Annotated in this window: 19 protein-coding genes and 1 tRNA gene; 18 read left to right on the forward strand and 2 right to left on the reverse strand. The window is 42.1% G+C overall.

Annotated features, from left to right (window positions below; genetic code table 11):
- Window positions 1-268 precede the first annotated feature (268 nt).
- The 5 genes from noc to AC3WJJ_RS18890 all read left to right on the forward strand — a co-directional run bounded on the left by noc (window position 269) and on the right by AC3WJJ_RS18890 (window position 4885).
- A complete protein-coding gene (gene noc / locus AC3WJJ_RS18870) occupies window positions 269-1087 on the forward strand; it encodes a nucleoid occlusion protein (RefSeq protein WP_422658973.1) in 819 nt (272 codons plus the stop codon).
- Window positions 1088-1387: 300 nt separating this feature from the next.
- Window positions 1388-2149, forward strand: a complete 762-nt coding sequence (locus AC3WJJ_RS18875; protein ID WP_422658972.1) for a ParA family protein — start codon at window positions 1388-1390, stop codon at window positions 2147-2149.
- Entirely contained in the window at window positions 2142-2987 is an 846-nt protein-coding gene (locus AC3WJJ_RS18880; RefSeq protein ID WP_492543132.1) for a ParB/RepB/Spo0J family partition protein, read from the forward strand. The genes AC3WJJ_RS18875 and AC3WJJ_RS18880 overlap by 8 nt, the downstream gene beginning before the upstream one ends.
- Before the next feature lie 211 nt (window positions 2988-3198).
- Window positions 3199-4347, forward strand: coding sequence for an aminotransferase class V-fold PLP-dependent enzyme (locus tag AC3WJJ_RS18885; RefSeq protein WP_492543133.1), 1149 nt, complete (start codon window positions 3199-3201; stop codon window positions 4345-4347).
- Between the two features lie 37 nt (window positions 4348-4384).
- Window positions 4385-4885, forward strand: coding sequence for a DUF4446 family protein (locus AC3WJJ_RS18890; RefSeq protein ID WP_492543135.1), 501 nt, complete (start codon window positions 4385-4387; stop codon window positions 4883-4885).
- Here the strand turns inward: AC3WJJ_RS18890 and yyaC are convergent.
- A complete protein-coding gene (gene yyaC / locus AC3WJJ_RS18895; protein ID WP_422658968.1) occupies window positions 4857-5462 on the reverse strand; it encodes a spore protease YyaC in 606 nt (201 codons plus the stop codon). The two genes, AC3WJJ_RS18890 and yyaC, sit on opposite strands and share 29 nt — an antisense overlap.
- Before the next feature lie 142 nt (window positions 5463-5604).
- Here yyaC and AC3WJJ_RS18900 point away from each other — a divergent pair, with 142 nt between their 5' ends.
- The 4 genes from AC3WJJ_RS18900 to AC3WJJ_RS18915 all read left to right on the forward strand — a co-directional run bounded on the left by AC3WJJ_RS18900 (window position 5605) and on the right by AC3WJJ_RS18915 (window position 7220).
- Complete coding sequence (locus AC3WJJ_RS18900) at window positions 5605-5853, forward strand: putative Se/S carrier protein (RefSeq protein WP_492543138.1); 249 nt, start codon at window positions 5605-5607, stop codon at window positions 5851-5853.
- Between the two features lie 25 nt (window positions 5854-5878).
- Window positions 5879-6757, forward strand: a complete 879-nt coding sequence (locus tag AC3WJJ_RS18905) for a mechanosensitive ion channel family protein (protein WP_492543140.1) — start codon at window positions 5879-5881, stop codon at window positions 6755-6757.
- Window positions 6758-6836: 79 nt separating this feature from the next.
- Complete coding sequence (locus AC3WJJ_RS18910) at window positions 6837-7055, forward strand: DUF951 domain-containing protein (RefSeq protein WP_492543142.1); 219 nt, start codon at window positions 6837-6839, stop codon at window positions 7053-7055.
- A gap of 74 nt (window positions 7056-7129) precedes the next feature.
- Window positions 7130-7220 (forward strand) — tRNA-Ser (locus AC3WJJ_RS18915).
- Between the two features lie 396 nt (window positions 7221-7616).
- Here AC3WJJ_RS18915 and AC3WJJ_RS18920 read toward each other — a convergent pair.
- Entirely contained in the window at window positions 7617-7811 is a 195-nt protein-coding gene (locus AC3WJJ_RS18920; RefSeq protein WP_492543144.1) for a YjzC family protein, read from the reverse strand.
- A gap of 262 nt (window positions 7812-8073) precedes the next feature.
- On the opposite strand from AC3WJJ_RS18920, the gene rpsF reads away from it, so the two are divergent.
- From rpsF to AC3WJJ_RS18965, 9 genes are all read left to right on the forward strand, one after another.
- Window positions 8074-8358, forward strand: coding sequence for a 30S ribosomal protein S6 (gene rpsF / locus AC3WJJ_RS18925; RefSeq protein ID WP_422658964.1), 285 nt, complete (start codon window positions 8074-8076; stop codon window positions 8356-8358).
- Between the two features lie 44 nt (window positions 8359-8402).
- Complete coding sequence (gene ssb / locus AC3WJJ_RS18930) at window positions 8403-8882, forward strand: single-stranded DNA-binding protein (RefSeq protein ID WP_492543146.1); 480 nt, start codon at window positions 8403-8405, stop codon at window positions 8880-8882.
- Window positions 8883-8902: 20 nt separating this feature from the next.
- The gene (gene rpsR / locus AC3WJJ_RS18935; RefSeq protein ID WP_006207333.1) at window positions 8903-9175 is read left to right on the forward strand and encodes a 30S ribosomal protein S18; all 273 of its coding nucleotides are present in this window, start codon (window positions 8903-8905) and stop codon (window positions 9173-9175) included.
- A gap of 527 nt (window positions 9176-9702) precedes the next feature.
- Window positions 9703-10377 carry an SOS response-associated peptidase gene (locus AC3WJJ_RS18940; RefSeq protein ID WP_492543148.1) on the forward strand — a complete coding sequence of 225 codons (675 nt, stop codon included), beginning with the start codon at window positions 9703-9705 and terminating at the stop codon, window positions 10375-10377.
- Between the two features lie 650 nt (window positions 10378-11027).
- Window positions 11028-12794 carry an ABC transporter substrate-binding protein gene (locus AC3WJJ_RS18945; RefSeq protein WP_492543149.1) on the forward strand — a complete coding sequence of 589 codons (1767 nt, stop codon included), beginning with the start codon at window positions 11028-11030 and terminating at the stop codon, window positions 12792-12794.
- A gap of 66 nt (window positions 12795-12860) precedes the next feature.
- Window positions 12861-13823: an ABC transporter permease gene (locus AC3WJJ_RS18950; protein ID WP_492543151.1), complete on the forward strand. Its 963-nt coding sequence runs from the start codon at window positions 12861-12863 to the stop codon at window positions 13821-13823.
- Between the two features lie 12 nt (window positions 13824-13835).
- A complete protein-coding gene (gene opp4C, locus AC3WJJ_RS18955; RefSeq protein ID WP_492543153.1) occupies window positions 13836-14759 on the forward strand; it encodes an oligopeptide ABC transporter permease in 924 nt (307 codons plus the stop codon).
- Window positions 14760-14770: 11 nt separating this feature from the next.
- Complete coding sequence (locus AC3WJJ_RS18960) at window positions 14771-15748, forward strand: ABC transporter ATP-binding protein (RefSeq protein ID WP_492543155.1); 978 nt, start codon at window positions 14771-14773, stop codon at window positions 15746-15748.
- Window positions 15745-16710 carry an ABC transporter ATP-binding protein gene (locus AC3WJJ_RS18965; RefSeq protein WP_492543157.1) on the forward strand — a complete coding sequence of 322 codons (966 nt, stop codon included), beginning with the start codon at window positions 15745-15747 and terminating at the stop codon, window positions 16708-16710. The genes AC3WJJ_RS18960 and AC3WJJ_RS18965 overlap by 4 nt, the downstream gene beginning before the upstream one ends.
- Window positions 16711-16840: the final 130 nt, after the last annotated feature.

The raw sequence follows: 16840 nt of genomic DNA on the forward strand, positions 1-16840 counted from the left end.
GAATAGAATCGTAGTACCAGTTGATAGAGGCCGGACATAGACCGGTCCGTTTTTTTGCTGATGTCATGAATAAATGTAATGTTTTATGCAGGGAAATGCCTAGCTTCGCATGGGATATTCGGATCTGAAAGGTTCGGACACTGGGCTTTTTGGAACGAAAGGCTTTTTTGTTAAGCCATTCATGCATGCTACTGATTCTATTCATGTGTTTCAGTAGAAAGTAAAGGCGTCATCCATGCTATCATGAAATTAGGTGGTAATATACGGAATGAAAGAACAATTTTCGAAGTTGTTTGGCTTAGCGGCGGAACGCAATAATGGGGATGAAGTGAAGCAAATTCCGGTGAATGAGGTTGTCAGCAGCCCCTACCAACCGCGTACGATTTTTGATGATGATAAGATCGACGAGTTGCTTCAAACCATCAAAACACATGGTGTCATTCAACCTATTGTCGTTCGTGTCCGTAATGGCGTGTATGAGATTATTGCCGGTGAGCGTCGTTGGCGTGCAGTTAAAAAGTTGGGACTCGATACAATCCCTGCGATTGTTCGAGATTTCAATGATTCCCAGGCAGCTTCAATTGCTCTGATTGAGAATCTGCAGCGGGAAGGTCTGACTTCAATTGAAGAGGCAGTAGCTTATCAGAAGCTGATTGATCTTCATCAGTTAACACAAGAAAGTCTTGCGCAGCGGCTCGGTAAGAGCCAATCCACGATTGCTAATAAAATTAGGCTTCTACAGTTGCCGGAAGAAGTAAAATTAGCACTTATGGAACGTAAGATCACGGAGCGTCATGCTCGTGCTTTGCTGTCACTTGATAATGAAGAGACACAGCTAAAGGTGTTGGCAGAGGTGATTGCTAAGGAGCTGAATGTTAAGCAGACAGAAGCTCGAGTAGCATTTTATAAAGAAGTAACTACGATTAAGAAATCCAAGCGGATTTCGTATAGTAAAGATGTGCGCCTAGCTTTGAATACCATTCGTCAATCAATTGATATGGTAACAGGTTCAGGTATGGCTATTAAAACGACAGAGAATGATCATGATGATCACTACGAAATCGTTATTAAAATTCCCAAACGATAAAACATAGTATGACATGAAAGTAGGAGTGGTCTTGTTATTATGCCACTTTTTCTGTTGACCTAAGAAGCAGCTATAGAGTAAGACCTCCTAGGAAGACAGACCGCATTTTTTGGAGCTTAACTTATTACTTGTATCTTCAAAAAATGGTTTCGTGTCCGAACCCAGCGGATTGCGCATAACCGTTCAGGTGCTGTCATCATAAGACAGCCTATATCCAAATGTGCAGTATACAGCTTCTCTTGCTGTATATCATCTATTGCAGCCTACTTAGAAGAGTCTTCCTACATTGAGGTGAAATGAGTGTCTAAAACAATTGCCATAGCAAATCAAAAGGGCGGGGTCGGTAAAACAACGACTTCTGTCAATCTGGGCGCTGGACTGGCTTCGCTTGGCAAACGGGTGCTTTTGGTGGATATTGACCCCCAAGGGAACACGACCAGTGGTGTCGGTATTAATAAAGCAGACGTTGAAAACTGCATTTACGATATTATCATTAATGAGGTGCATCCTAAGGATGCTATTAATCCAACAAACATCGAAGGTCTAGACATCATTCCTGCTACGATTCAGCTAGCGGGTGCAGAAATTGAACTTGTTCCTACGATTTCGCGTGAAGTACGCTTGAAGAAATCTCTTCAGTTGGTAAAACCAAATTACGACTATATCTTGATTGATTGTCCCCCGTCACTTGGCATTCTTACGATTAACTCTCTTACAGCTGCGGACTCGGTCATTATTCCGATTCAATGTGAATACTATGCATTGGAAGGGCTAAGTCAATTACTGAATACAGTGCGTTTGGTTCAGAAACATCTTAATACTTCTCTTAAAATCGAGGGTGTACTACTTACAATGCTCGACGCAAGAACGAACTTGGGAATCCAAGTGATCGAAGAAGTAAAAAAGTATTTTCAAGAAAAAGTGTATAGGACCATTATTCCAAGGAACATTCGGTTGAGTGAAGCTCCTTCTCATGGACAGTCGATCATTACTTATGATCCTCGCTCAAAAGGTGCGGAAGTGTACTTGGAGTTGGCAAAGGAAGTGATCTCTTATGAGTAAACGTTTAGGAAAAGGGTTGGATGCACTTATTCCTTCCTTGTCTATTAACGAGGATGATAAAGTCGTTGATATCCCATTGAGTCAGTTGCGGGCGAATCCGTATCAGCCTCGGAAAACGTTCAATGAAGAAGCGATCCAGGAGCTTGCTGAATCTATTCGTCAGCATGGTGTGATTCAGCCGATTATTGTAAGGAGCGTTCTTAAGGGATATGAGATTATTGCCGGGGAACGTCGTTTTCGGGCATCACAATATTGTGGAAAAGCTACAGTACCAGCCGTTGTTCGTTCTTTCAGCGACCAGCAGGTAATGGAGATTGCACTCATTGAGAATCTTCAACGTGAGAATTTGAATGCAATGGAAGTGGCGGTAGCTTACCAAGGATTAATGGAACAATTTTCCTTAACGCAAGAAGAATTGTCTCTGAAAGTCGGCAAATCACGATCGCATATCGCTAACTTTTTAAGACTGTTGTCTTTGCCGGAGGAAGTAAAGGATAATGTTTCACGTGGAACATTATCAATGGGACATGCACGAGCGATTGTGGGATTGAAAGATCCTGTCCTAGTGAAACAACTGGCAAAGCAATGTGTGGAACAAGAGTGGAGTGTTCGAGAGCTTGAAGAAGCTGTAAAAAACCTAGATCGCAGTAAATCATCTGAAGGAAAAGATAAGATCAAGGTGAAACGGAAAGATCCATATATTGATCATTTGGAAGAAAATCTTCGTGAACGATTTAAAACAACGGTAAAGATAAAACACAATAAAGATAAAGGGAAGATTGAGCTGAACTATTATAGTAAACAAGATTTAGAACGTCTACTTGAGTTGCTGCAATAGTTTGCTTTAAAATATGTAGTGTTCAAAGAGCTTGCGCTGAAATAACTACAAGATATAGCTTGGAATATCACATCTTGATGGAGAAAGACATGTCGGTGTTCCTTAGGGAACAGGGCATGTCTTTCTTGATTTGGAAAATGAAATAATGAACTGGGGTATGTATAATCAGATTGAATAATAGACTTATGTTCATCTGATGAGGGGGTACAGCATGGATTCAATCATTTATCTGGACCACGCAGCTACTTCATGGCCGAAACCTCCGGAAGTGTTGGAAGCTATGAAACAAGCGATGGAGAGTGCCGCGGCAAATCCGGGACGCGGAAGTCATCGTATGGCTGTGAATGCATCAAGGGTGCTTTATCAAACGCGTAGAACATTAGCGACACTTTTTAAAGTCAATAATCCCAATGATATTGCACTAACGGGGAATACGACAGAGGCATTGAATTTAGCCATTAAAGGATACCTTGCTGAAGGAGATCATGTCATTGCTACAATGATTGAACATAATTCAGTGAGAAGACCACTGGAGTATTTGAAACGTACTAGAGGAATTCAAGTTGATTATATTTCTGTCGACGAATATGGACAGATTGATTTAAAAGAGGTCGAGCGGTCGTTCAATAAGCGGACCAAGCTTGTGGTATGTAGTCATAGTTCTAATCTGCTTGGCTCGATTCTTCCTGTAAAAGAAATTGGGGAGCTTGCAGTGAGGTATGGTGCTGTGCTTCTCGTGGATGCTGCCCAAAGTGCTGGAATGTTATCTATTGATGTTGATGATATGAATATTGGTATGTTAGCCTTTCCTGGGCATAAGGGGCTTATGGGACCACAAGGCACAGGGGGGCTTTATATCTCACCTAATCTAGACCTGGAGCCTTTGATGCACGGAGGTACAGGTAGCCAGTCTGAGGCTATTGAACAGCCAACTGTAAGGCCGGATAGATATGAAGCTGGTACTCCGAATACAATCGGTTACGCAGGGCTTCAGGCCGCTGTGGAGAAGGTGCTAGAACTGAAGACTGATAACATATACAGTCACGAATGGGAACTCACACAACGAATGATAGAGGGACTGTCATCTATAAGAGGTATAAAGATTCTCGGTCCGAAATTAGGGCAGCCAAGAACGGGGATTGTATCTTTTGTGGTTGAAGAGAGAGATGCTTCCGAACTCGCATTTAAGCTGGATCGAGAATATGGGATTGCTGTACGGGCAGGATTCCATTGTACTCCACTTGCCCATATGGCAGTGGGCACAGAAAACACTGGCGCTGTAAGAGCCAGTGTGGGGGTATGGACAAGTAAAGAAGATGTTGACCTCATGGTGGAAGCCATGGCTAAAATCCAGGCCTGATCGACAGATCAAGATTGAGGAGAAGGAATGAAGAAGTATGTCTGAATTAAATGAATTGATCATGGAGCAACTTCATTGGTTTGTTGTAGGTATGAGTGCCGTGATCTTGATCCTGTTGTTGGCCGTAATAATACAAGGCAGTAAGTTGCGTAAAATGCGGCGAAAGTATGATGCGATGATGTCCGGCACCGGAGTGGAGGATCTAGAGACACTGCTCCTCAATCTTAAGATTCAAATGGATGCAATTGAAGAAGAACAAGGAAATCATCGTTCCCGTCTAGATCATGTTATACAAACCTTGAAAGGTGTTAAGTCCAAAACAGGTATCGTGCGCTATAATGCCTTTGGTGAACGGGGAAATGATTTAAGCTTCTCCATTGCGATCGTTAGTGAAAAAGGAGATGGATTGGTACTTACCGGTTTATATAACCGTGAAAGTTCATTTGTATATGCCAAGCCTCTTCACAATGGTGAGTCTCAACATTCTCTGTCCCCTGAGGAGAAAGAGGCTATAGATCTCGCGCTGAAAGAAGGGTAGAACGATTCCATTCCTTCATTGCTGAGTATAAGCAATTCGCAATAATATCAGATAGACGCATCACGAGACTCAGACGAGTGTTCTGTAATACGAAGTATTCCATAAAGCCGCCGACATTGACGATACCAGTGACATGGATATCGCCAACCGGCGGTAATTCTTTATGTACACCTGCACCAGGGCGTAGGGGTCCATCAGAAACTTGTATAGAGCCTACACTAGCAGACTGGCCGAGGCAAGCATCAATACCGATTATATAAGGGTTATCATGTTGTTCATGAATCATCGTGAGTGTCTCTTTTAAATTCATCGCATGTACAGGCTCATCTAGTGTGCCATATAAATGAAAGAGTGAGCTATTGAAACGAGATAGAGATGTGCCGACAAGTGGACCAAGGCAATCTCCGGTGGAACGGTCCGTGCCAATACAGACAATGATCAGTGGACGAGTATGCACGCCAGAGGAAAGATGATAGAGAAGACGATGTATGATAGCCGAATGGATTTCAGGATCAGTATGTGGTATTTTTAAGCTTGAAAACTCCTGATGGGGTGAGTGTTTAGATATACGGTTCATAGAATCTTCCTTTCGTCCGCGAATGATAGTATCAGTATATGGATGAAAGAATGTTTTTATACTTCAAGGTAGACAAAAGAAGATAATCTGTTCATAGATAAATGAAGAGTAGAGAATAGAAGGGGAGACGGAGGTGTAGGGTATGTCAGGTTTGATGCTGATCGCTTTTGACTCCACGCAGCAAGCACTAAGAGCGGAGATGTTGCTGGAGTATGCGGATATAGAGATTGACCTATTTCCAACGCCAAAAGAGATTACAGCAGGCTGTGCATTATCGATTCAATTTCCACCCACTGCGTTAAGAGAAGTTCAAGAGATTATCACTTTGGAAAGAGTAGAAATCCGGGGCATATTTACGCAGAATGACAACGAGAGTTATACACGCATCTAGAGTATGGATGGGAGGAATACAAAACATGGATTACATTCATAGGGTGTTAACTGGGGAAGCAGACTCCCTGAAGGAGGTAAAAAAAATTAGTGATGCTTTCTGGAATTGGATGACAAACGTAGATATGTGGATGGGCGTAGCTACGGCTGCGATTCGAATCCTGGCTATATTCCTATTAACACGACTTATTATACGAGTTGTTTATAGAATGATTGATCAATTTCTTCTGAGACAAGAGAAGAGTAGAATTAATATGAATCCACGGCGCTTCACAACCGTGGGAGAGTTGCTGAAGAATGTAACCTCATTTGTATGTAACTTTATAATGATATTGATCATTCTATCAGAGTTTAACTTCAAGCTTGGGCCTTTACTAGCAAGTGCGGGAGTACTCGGATTAGCCGTCGGTTTCGGAGCACAGAGTCTGGTTAAGGATGTAATAACTGGATTTTTTATTATCCTTGAGGATCAGTTTGCGGTTGGGGATGTCATTAAAAGTGGGGAATTCAGAGGTACGGTTGAAATTATCGGACTTCGAACAACACGGATCAGAGGATTGAATGGAGAGACTTACATTATTCCTAACGGATTAATTACTAGTGTGACCAATTACTCAGTATCTAATTCACTTGCGCTTGTAGACTTACCTGTGAAGAATGAAAAGCGGGTTAACGATACATTGTCTCTCATCCAAAGTGCACTTGAAGGGATTTCTCAGCGCCGTCCGGAACTTGTCCAAGACCCTGAAGTGCTGGGGATTCAATCCCTGACCACATCTGAATATGTTGTTCGTATTGCGGCTGAGTGTCACCCGAATGCACGTGATGTTGCTGAACGAGAAATTTTTAAAGATATAAAACAAGCTTTAGAAGCAGAGGAATTACGTCAGTCATCTGAGGGATGATATATATAACTTGTTAGGTCGCTCTAAAATGCATAGAATAGATAACAATTAGACGATGAGATGTGAAGGGGGAGCAGGAATGGAACGGAAGGTATTTCAATTGGGGGATATTGTTCAAATGAAAAAACCTCATCCCTGCGGGAATAATGAAATGGAGATCATCCGAATGGGGATGGACATCCGCATAAAGTGTACACGTTGCCAACATAGTGTATTGATTCCACGAGCTAAGTTTGAGAAGAACATGAAGAAGGTGCTAAGGTCAGCAGCTGTTGATGATGGGACGACTGAGGCATAACACCCCATAGGCTAGTGGGTGATAGCTGACGTATTGACCTGATTAGCAGGACATGTTATAATCAATCGTGCTGCGGAAAGGTACCCAAGAGGCCCAAGGGGGCTGACTCGAAATCAGCTAGGCGTCGCAAGGCGTGCGTGGGTTCGAATCCCACCCTTTCCGCCATCTAACGATTAAACTAAATTTACGATACATTGTATGAGCTTCTCGGTTGTTGCGAGAGGCTCTTTTTAATTATATAAAGTCTGATCTGTATTTTTACTTCATCTATATAGAACAAAAAGGAAGGACCCTTTCGGGTCCTTCCACTGGTTAGGCGGTGCTGTGAATTGGAATCTATAGCTAACACATTCGCAAGAATCTTGGTCAACAGCCCTTTACTTGTCCGAAAACGGTCAAGCTTGTTGCTAAATCCCTCCGCTTGCTAACCGTGCAGAGTAAGACCCTATGGGTAATTCAGCTGCGTTGTCCAACGGAACCACACCTCTCTCATGCACCGCCTATTGATATTATGCTCCATATTCGATTTGTTATACATGGAGTTAAAAAAAGTTGAAGTGCTTATTTAGGTTGTACCCGTCTTTTGTTTATCCACACGCGATCATCGTTCGTATTATCGGGGAATGTATCGCCCTGTTTAAGCTTAACTTGCTGAGGATTTTCAATGCCCATGATGTGGTCTCTTACACCGACTTCAATATATACTCCATTGTTTGGAGCTTTTTCTCCACTGTGGAATTCACTACGTTCACCCATGATAAGAATCCTCCTTCTTTTGATATGAACTGCTTCCTTAGAGTGCACGAGAGCAGACAAAATCATGGCAGGGAAAGAGCGGAACTAGAGGATAAACATATATGGATAATATAGCGAAGGCGTATGTAGATTTCATGTAATGGAAGGAAAAGAAACTTGCATCCGATCATTCGTTCTGATATATTGTTATGGTGCGAGTTTACGCTCGTTCCTTGCTCCTAACATTTGATTGGGGGCCTAAGTCCACAAGGAGGTGAAAGATATGCGCAAATATGAAGTTATGTACATTATTCGTCCAGACCTTGAGCAAGAAGCTGTTCAAGCTACAGTCGATAAGTTCCATGGCATCATCTCCAACGGCGGAGAAGTTACAAAGCAAGACGTAATGGGTAAACGCCGTCTTGCGTATGAGATCAAGAAATTCCGTGATGGCGTGTTCGTTCTAGTTAACTTCAATGGTACACCTGAAGTTATCGCTGAGCTTGAGCGTCTCATGAAGATTTCTGACGAAGTAATTCGTTATCTCATTACGAATGACGTAGCCTAAGACCGAAAGTTTTGTAATGAATTCGTTCTAAGGAGGGGATAGGATTGTTGAACCGTGTTATTTTGATCGGCCGGCTAACCCGGGATCCAGAGCTGCGTTATACGCCAGCAGGAGTAGCGGTCACACAGTTTACGCTTGCCGTAGATCGTCCATTTACCGCCCAAGGCGGGGAACGCGAAGCGGATTTCATTCCGGTCGTTACCTGGAGACAGCTTGCTGAAACGTGTGCCAACTATCTGCGTAAAGGCCGTCTGACCGCTGTGGAAGGACGCATTCAAGTGCGGAATTACGAGAATAACGAAGGTAAACGTGTATACGTAACTGAAGTTATTGCTGATAATGTTCGTTTCTTGGAGTCGAACCGAGATAGCAGCGGAGGCGGCGGAAATCGTGAGGAATCATCGTTCGGCGGTGGAAGCACTAGCGGAAACCGTGGAAGCAGTAATAACTCACGCAACAATCAGGATCCTTTTTCCGATGAAGGAAAACCGATCGATATTTCGGATGATGATTTGCCATTTTAATAAGGAAGGACTGACTAAGCATGGCTTTTAAGCAAAGAGAAGGCGGAGACAACGACAAACGCCCAGCACGCCGTGGTGGCCGTAACAAACGTCGTAAAGTTTGTTTCTTCACTGTGAACAAGATTACTCACATTGACTATAAAGATACTGATTTGCTCAAGAAGTTCATCAGCGAACGCGGTAAAATCTTGCCACGTCGTGTGACTGGAACTAGTGCAAAATATCAGCGTGCCTTGACGATTGCGATCAAACGCTCCCGTCAAATCGCATTGCTTCCATACACAACGGAGTAGTCCGTTAAAGAAAGAGCAGTTTAGCCTTTGGCTAAGCTGCTTTTTTTGTATGTGAATTAAGAAATTCATGCGGATTATGTATATCGAACTGTCCCCTTGGTACGTACAAATATATACATATAATCGTTAGAAAAATGATGATTAGCTGAGTGAAGAATTGAAGAGATTGTCTCTTCACAGGAGACATCGTCTCTTGTATAGGTATACTTTTGATAGAGGTGGAACTTAATAACCGCAGTAATAGCAAATGATATTGATGAGTTTCTTCTATATATTATAACTAGTATGAATTATTCTAATCATGACTATTATGGGTACATATACTTTTCATATGGATTGTTAGTTTGTCCTGTCAGATAAGACAATACTTTAAATAGAAGTTAACATTAAAGAAGGGAATTTAGTAAATGAAATTTGTTTAAGAAAGCTTCATAATACTGAATATGTCTCTTCCTAGAAAACAAAATGTCGATCATGCATAATATTCCTCTTTTATCCAAATGCTAAGAAAAAGGAGGAATTTCATTATGTGTCGTCGATTTTCGATGTCCGCTGGGATAGATGAAGTAGGTCAACATTTCGGAATAAGCAGAGTGATGTATTACTACAAGAATCGATACAACATTAGTCCGATGCAAGGTGTACCCGTGATTGTTCAAGAAGCTGGAGAAAAAGTTCTTGATGAATATAGATGGGGGCTAGTTCCTTACTGGGGGAAGGATGCGGTGAACGCAAATTTACATACCGTAGATCAGAATCCAACCTACCGAAAAGCAGTGGATACTCGGCGATGTGTTATTCCCAGCAACGGCTTCTATTACTGGAGAACTGTAGGTAAGAAAAGTTATGCGGTAAGAGTAGTGATGCCGAATAGTGAGTTATTTGGCGTAGCAGGATTATATGAGACTTGGCAAGATGCAAAAGGTGAAAAGATGAGAACCTGCACGATGCTTATGACCGATGCCAATGTATTCATTCGGGAGTTCGAGGAACGTATGCCAGCCATTTTATCCGTGGATGATATGGAGAAATGGTTAAATCCGGAGCTAAAAGGTTTAAACAATCTCCACCCATTGTTGAAAACGTTTGAAGGAACGATGAGGATTTATCCAGTAACACCATTGGTAGCTAATGATCACCATGATGATAAGCAATGTATTGAAGAGATGGATCTTAAATTGGCTTGGGTTAAGAATTTGTAGTCCTAAAAATGCTCAAATATACGAGGATAATATGAATATGTTAAAACAACCTGGTCTTATCCCAGGTTGTTTTTTTGTTTAGTAGATAGAAATTCCTATATTAAATATTACATGAAACGTCTATCAATACAGTATATCAGGGATTAAAGTTAACATTGTTACCTTAAATATGACCCGAAAACAGCATTTTAGCACAGGAAAGCGATAATTGAGAGAAATATCATACTCTCATGTTAATTAATATGACATTATAAATATAATTTTATAGGATGATAATAAAAAATTATGAAGTATTTCAAAACTAAACAGTTTATTTTCCATATTTTCTGAAAAAGTGGCTTGTAAAACTTTCGATTTTAACTCGTATCCATAACCAAAAAGTACGATGCGAAAACATTTTTTTAAAAAAAAATACGAAAAAGTAATTGACGTCACCTATTTTTACACGTATCATAACATTAATTTTACAGACAAGAAGATATTGTTAAAGATTTTGGTACTAATTGACCATTGGTATATTTTTTGGAAGATATTTTAGGCGCATACAACATGCTACTGACATCCTAGATTACCTACTGTAATTATTTAAGGGTAATTACCATATTATCCTAATAATTTATAAGCAACATCATTTTAAAAGGAGGATTAGCATGAAGAAGAGAATGTCGCTTTTGCTGGTAGTCATGTTATTTGCCATCTCTGTGTTGGCAGCATGTGGCGGTGGCAAAGCAGATGAGCCGAAACAAGGGGAAGAAGCAGGTCAACAAACACCTAGCACAGATGAGGGCAAAGACAAAGAAGAAACCCCTCCAGCAGAAGGTGAAGATGAGAGCCAAGGTTATTTCGAAGCTGAGGATCCATCTGCAAATCCACAAAATGCACTTGATCGTAAAGATACATTGATTATCGGTGTGACTTCACCAAAAGGTGTTTTCAACCCATTCTTTTGGCAAACAGCATATGACAAGTATGTTGTACAGCTAGTGTTCGACACATTCCTGGAAGTAACAGGTGACGGAACATATACGGAAAGATTGGCTGAAAGTGTTGATGTTTCCGAGGATGGCTTGAAGTACACGTTCAAGCTGAAGCCAGGTGTAACTTATTCTGATGGTTCGCCGGTAACCGTTAAAGATTATGTATTCGCTATGAAAGTTTTGCATGATCCAACATATGATGGTGAATCCGATCTTCTCTCTCTGAATATCGTTGGTGGTAAAGAGTACCACGACGGTAAAGCTGATGAAATCTCCGGTATCAAAGTTATTGATGACCAAACTGTAGAAATTACAGTAACTGAGGCAACTGCTCTTACGCGTGACGTGTTGGGTGATGTTGCTTTCATTCCAGAACATTACTATGGTAAAGGCTTCAAAAAAGGTAACATGGACTCTTTGAAAAGTCTAAATGATAAGCCACTGGGTAGTGGACCGTACGTTATGAAAAAGTTCACACCAGGACAAGAAGTTGTATTTGAAGCTAATGAGAATTACTTCCGTGGAGCTCCAAAAGTCAAGAATGTTATTTACAAGACAACAGCAGAAGAAACAAAATTGTCGATGCTAGAGTCTGGCGAGATTGATATGGATATGCTTACGGTAAATGAAGATAACGTGGAAGAAGCTAAACTCTTGGGCTTCCTTGACCTTAACATCTTCCCAACAAACGGTTATGGTTATATTGCGTTCAACCACAATCTAGAGAAATTTAAGGATCAAAAAGTACGTCAAGCTCTAATGTACGGTTTGAACCGTTCCGAGATTGTTGAAATTATTTATGGTAAATATGCAAACCCACTGAATATTCCTGAATCCAGCGTTTCTTGGGCATATACAGATGAGAACATTGAAGCATATGATTTCAATCCAGAGACAGCGAAGAAGCTTCTTGATGAGGCAGGCTGGGTTGTTGGTGCAAATGGAACACGTGAGAAGAATGGCGAGAAGTTGTCAATTGATTTCTCTGCAACAGCTGACAATCCAGTTGTAGACGCACTTCTTCCAGTTATGTCCGCTAACTACAAAGACTTAGGTATCGAAGTTAAAGCAGAAACACTAGACTTCAACGCAATTATGGATAAAAAAGACAGAGGCGAGTATGAAATGTTCTTCGCAGCTTGGGGCTTAACTCCAGACCCAGATAACACCGTATATATTACTAATGGTGCGCAGAACGATACAGGTTACTCCAACAAAACAGTTGATGAGCTTATGAAAAAAGGTAAGACCACTTTAGATATTGAAGCTCGTAAAGATATTTACAAGCAAATGTACCAAGAAATGAACAAAGATATTCCTAATATGTTCCTTTATCAAAGACGTGATGGTTGGGCGATCAACAGCCGTGTAGATGGCTTTGATATCACACCTTACAAGGATTTCACGTATAGCCTTTATCAAGTAGAACTTCAACAATAGCATCAGGAAAGATATGCTCAGTCCATTCGGGCTGAGCATATCCACTTATATGCCGGGAGGAATATTATGAAGCAGTACATTATCAGAAGGCTGCTGCAGATGATCCCGACCCTGATCGGGATATCGATACTTGTCTTTGCTATATCCTCACTAGTGCCAGGTGATTATATCACTGCAAAGAACAGTCCGAGTATGACGGCCGAGAAAAAAGCCGAGCTTCGGGCTATTTATGGTTTAGACAAGCAGCCTGTAGAGCGCTACTTCACGTGGGCTGGAAACATGGTAACAGGAAATATGGGGGACTCACTTCAGCATAAACAACCCGTTACTAAGGTAATTGGGAATTATGTATGGAACTCCTTTATCATCGCTTTTTGTAGTTTAGTTCTCAGTTGGATTATTGCTATATTCGCCGGGGTGTTCTCGGCCAAGTTTCAATACTCATTGTTTGATAAACTGGTAACCTTGGTTGTCTTTCTCTGTATGTCGCTGCCCTCCTTCTTTTTGGGCCTCTTACTTATTAAGATATTCGCAATGGAGCTTGGATGGCTCCCTGTCGGTGGTATGACTACAGCTGGGTCGAATGCAACGGGCTTTAGTTACATTTGGGATGTAGCTGAACACGCTCTCATGCCGATTACCGTTCTTACCATGCTCAGTACAGGAAGCTTAACACGCTATTTCCGTACCAGCATGCTGGAGGTAATTCGTCAGGATTACATTAGAACAGCACGGGCTAAAGGGTTGAAGGAGCGGAAAGTTATCTTCAAACATGCGCTCCGTAATGCAATGTTACCTGCGATTACACTAATGGGATTTGAATTGCCGGCTTTGTTTGGTGGTGCCATCATACTGGAAAAAGTATTTGTATGGCCCGGTATTGGACAGGTTTACTTAGAATCAATTAGCGTGCGTGACTACCCGTTCTTGCTCGGTTTTACTATTTTCCTAGCTGTTTTAACATTGATCGGAAACCTGATTTCCGACGTTCTGTATGGAGCCGCTGACCCAAGAATCCGATTAAAGTAGGAGGAGATTACATTGTCCCTGGAGGCTGCACCTCTTGATAAGAAAACATTAGTCCCAGCTAAGCAGCCGGACTCTCCGTGGAGAATCGCGGTTCGACGATTCACCCGTAACCGACTGGCTGTTATAGGACTTTTTATATTGATCTTAATGACTTTATTCGTCAGTGTAGGGCCATTGTTTTCACCCTACGATCTCTATGAATATGACGTTAAACTCAAAAATCAACCACCAAGTGCAGAGCACTGGCTTGGAACGGATAAGCTCGGTCGAGACGTTCTGCTCCGTCTTATGCTAGCTGGACGGATCTCGCTTACAGTGGGGTTGGTAGCAACCGGTATTTCTATCGCCATCGGTGCTACGTTGGGAGCCTTGGCAGGTTTCTATCGTAAATTTGCAGATACCCTTATTATGCGTGTTGCTGATATTTTTATGGCACTTCCGACTTTGCCTATCTTGATTATACTGGGTGCAATTTTATCCGACTTGAAGGTCGATCCTGAAAGACGTATATACTTCTTAATGCTAATTCTCGGTATTCTAGGCTGGACAACCATTGCTCGATTGGTTCGTGGTCAAATTTTGACGCTGCGTGAACAGGAATTTATGCAGGCTACAGAAGCGCTCGGCCTACGGGATCGCCGCAAGATATTCCGTCACTTGATGCCAAACACGATTCCGATCATTATCGTAACTGCAACGTTAGGTGTAGCATCGACGATTATCACTGAATCGGCACTAAGCTATCTAGGTATTGGCGTAGTACCACCTACTCCATCATGGGGTAACATGATCTCGGCTGCGAACAATCTGATTGACTTCCGGAAGAGACCATGGCTGTGGGTTCCACCAGGTATGTGTATTCTAATAACCGTTGTGGCGATCAATCTGATCGGTGACGGACTTCGCGACGCACTTGACCCTAAAATGAAGAAGTAGGAGATGCGACAATGGCAAAAGATTTAGTAGAATTCCGCAATTTAAAAACGCATTTTCATACCTCCGCAGGTACAGTGAAAGCCGTTGACGATGTCAGCTTCAAAATTCGCGAAGGCGAGACGCTGTGTGTAGTTGGTGAGTCCGGCTGCGGAAAAAGTGTGACGGCAATGTCACTCATGCGTTTGCTCGAAGTACCTCCTGTTGGAGGAGAAATTATTTTTGAAGGTAAAGATATTCTCAAAATGAACAAGCGGGATATGAGTATGATAAGAGGTAACGAGATCGCAATGATCTTCCAAGAGCCTATGTCTTCTCTTAATCCAGTCCTGAAAATCGGGGAGCAGATCACAGAACCGATCCTTCTGCATCAGCTGGTAACCCGTAAGGAAGCTAAGGAGCGCGCAATTGAGCTGATCAACTTGGTCGGTATTCCACGTGCTGAAAAGATCTATGAATCCTATCCCCATGAGCTGAGCGGTGGGATGCGTCAACGGATCATGATCGCGATTGCACTTAGCTGTAATCCGAAGTTGATCGTAGCCGATGAGCCTACAACGGCACTTGATGTTACGATTCAGGCACAAATTCTCGATTTGATGCGTGATATTAAGGATAAATTCAATACATCGATTATGCTGATTACGCATGACCTCGGTGTCGTGGCGGAAATGGCCGATTATGTAGTTGTCATGTATGCCGGTAAAGTGATTGAAGAGGCTCCTGTTAAAGAGCTGTTCCAAAATCCGAAGCATCCTTACACCAAAGGACTGTTGAAAGCTAAGCCAGTCATTAACCAGAAGCAGGACCGTTTGTATTCCATACCGGGGCAAGTACCTAATCCGATTGAACTCGGTAGTAACTGCCATTTCCACGACAGATGTGAGTTTTGCATGAATATATGTGTTGAGAAAGAACCTCCGCTTGGCGTAGACCCTGACGGTCATAAGGTTGCATGCTGGCTGTATGAAGAGGAGGGGAAACAGCAATGAGTGAAGCATTAATTGAAGTTACTGATCTGAAGAAATATTTCCCCATTACTGGTGGTGTATTTCAGAGAACTGTCGGAAACGTAAAGGCTGTTGACGGCGTAAGCTTCTCGATTCATCGCGGTGAATCCTTTGGCCTTGTTGGCGAATCGGGTTGTGGTAAAAGTACAATAGGTCGCACGATTCTTCGTCTGCTTGAGAAGACTGATGGTAAAGTCGTGTTTAAGGGACAAGATATTCATCAACTGTCCAAGGAACAAATGCGCGGAATGCGTCCTAAAATGCAAATCGTATTTCAGGATCCATTCAGTTCACTCAACCCTAGAATTAAGGTGGGTGAAGCGATCGGAGAAGCACTTCTTGACCACGGTCTTGTAAGTCGTAAAGAGCTTAAAGAGCGCGTTATCGAAACGTTGAAAATCTGCGGATTATCAGATTACCATTATGATCGATTCCCGCATGAGTTCTCAGGAGGACAGCGTCAACGTATCGGTATTGCTCGTGCCTTGATTATGAACCCAGAGTTCATCGTTGCGGATGAGCCCGTTTCAGCTCTTGACGTATCTATCCAAGCACAGATTATCAATCTGCTGAGTGATCTGCAAAAAGAGAAGCAATTGACATACCTGTTCATTTCACACGATCTTAGTGTTGTCGAGCATCTTTGTGACCGGATCGGTGTTATGTACTTGGGTTCTATGGTAGAGATGGCACCTAAAGAGGAGTTGTTCCGCAATCCGCTTCATCCTTATACTAAAGCGCTTCTCTCAGCCGTACCTGTACCGGATCCAACGTATAAGCGTGATCGGATCGTGCTGAAGGGTGATATTCCAAGCCCAGCGAATCCACCATCAGGCTGCAAATTCCATACTCGTTGCCCTCTAGCATCTGATTTGTGCAAACAGCAGGTGCCTGAATATCGGAATATGGGTGACAATCACTTTGTGGCTTGTCATTTTGCCTAATTCTATAAGTTTAAATAATAGTTTAATGTAAACAGCGCCAGAGCATATTCTGTGCGCTGTTTTTTATTATCAAAAATAAAATAATTATTTATAAAAAATTGCAGACCAAAATGCCCTCTAATACGTCTAA

Source organism: Paenibacillus sp. FW507-14B1B (assembly GCF_058781425.1).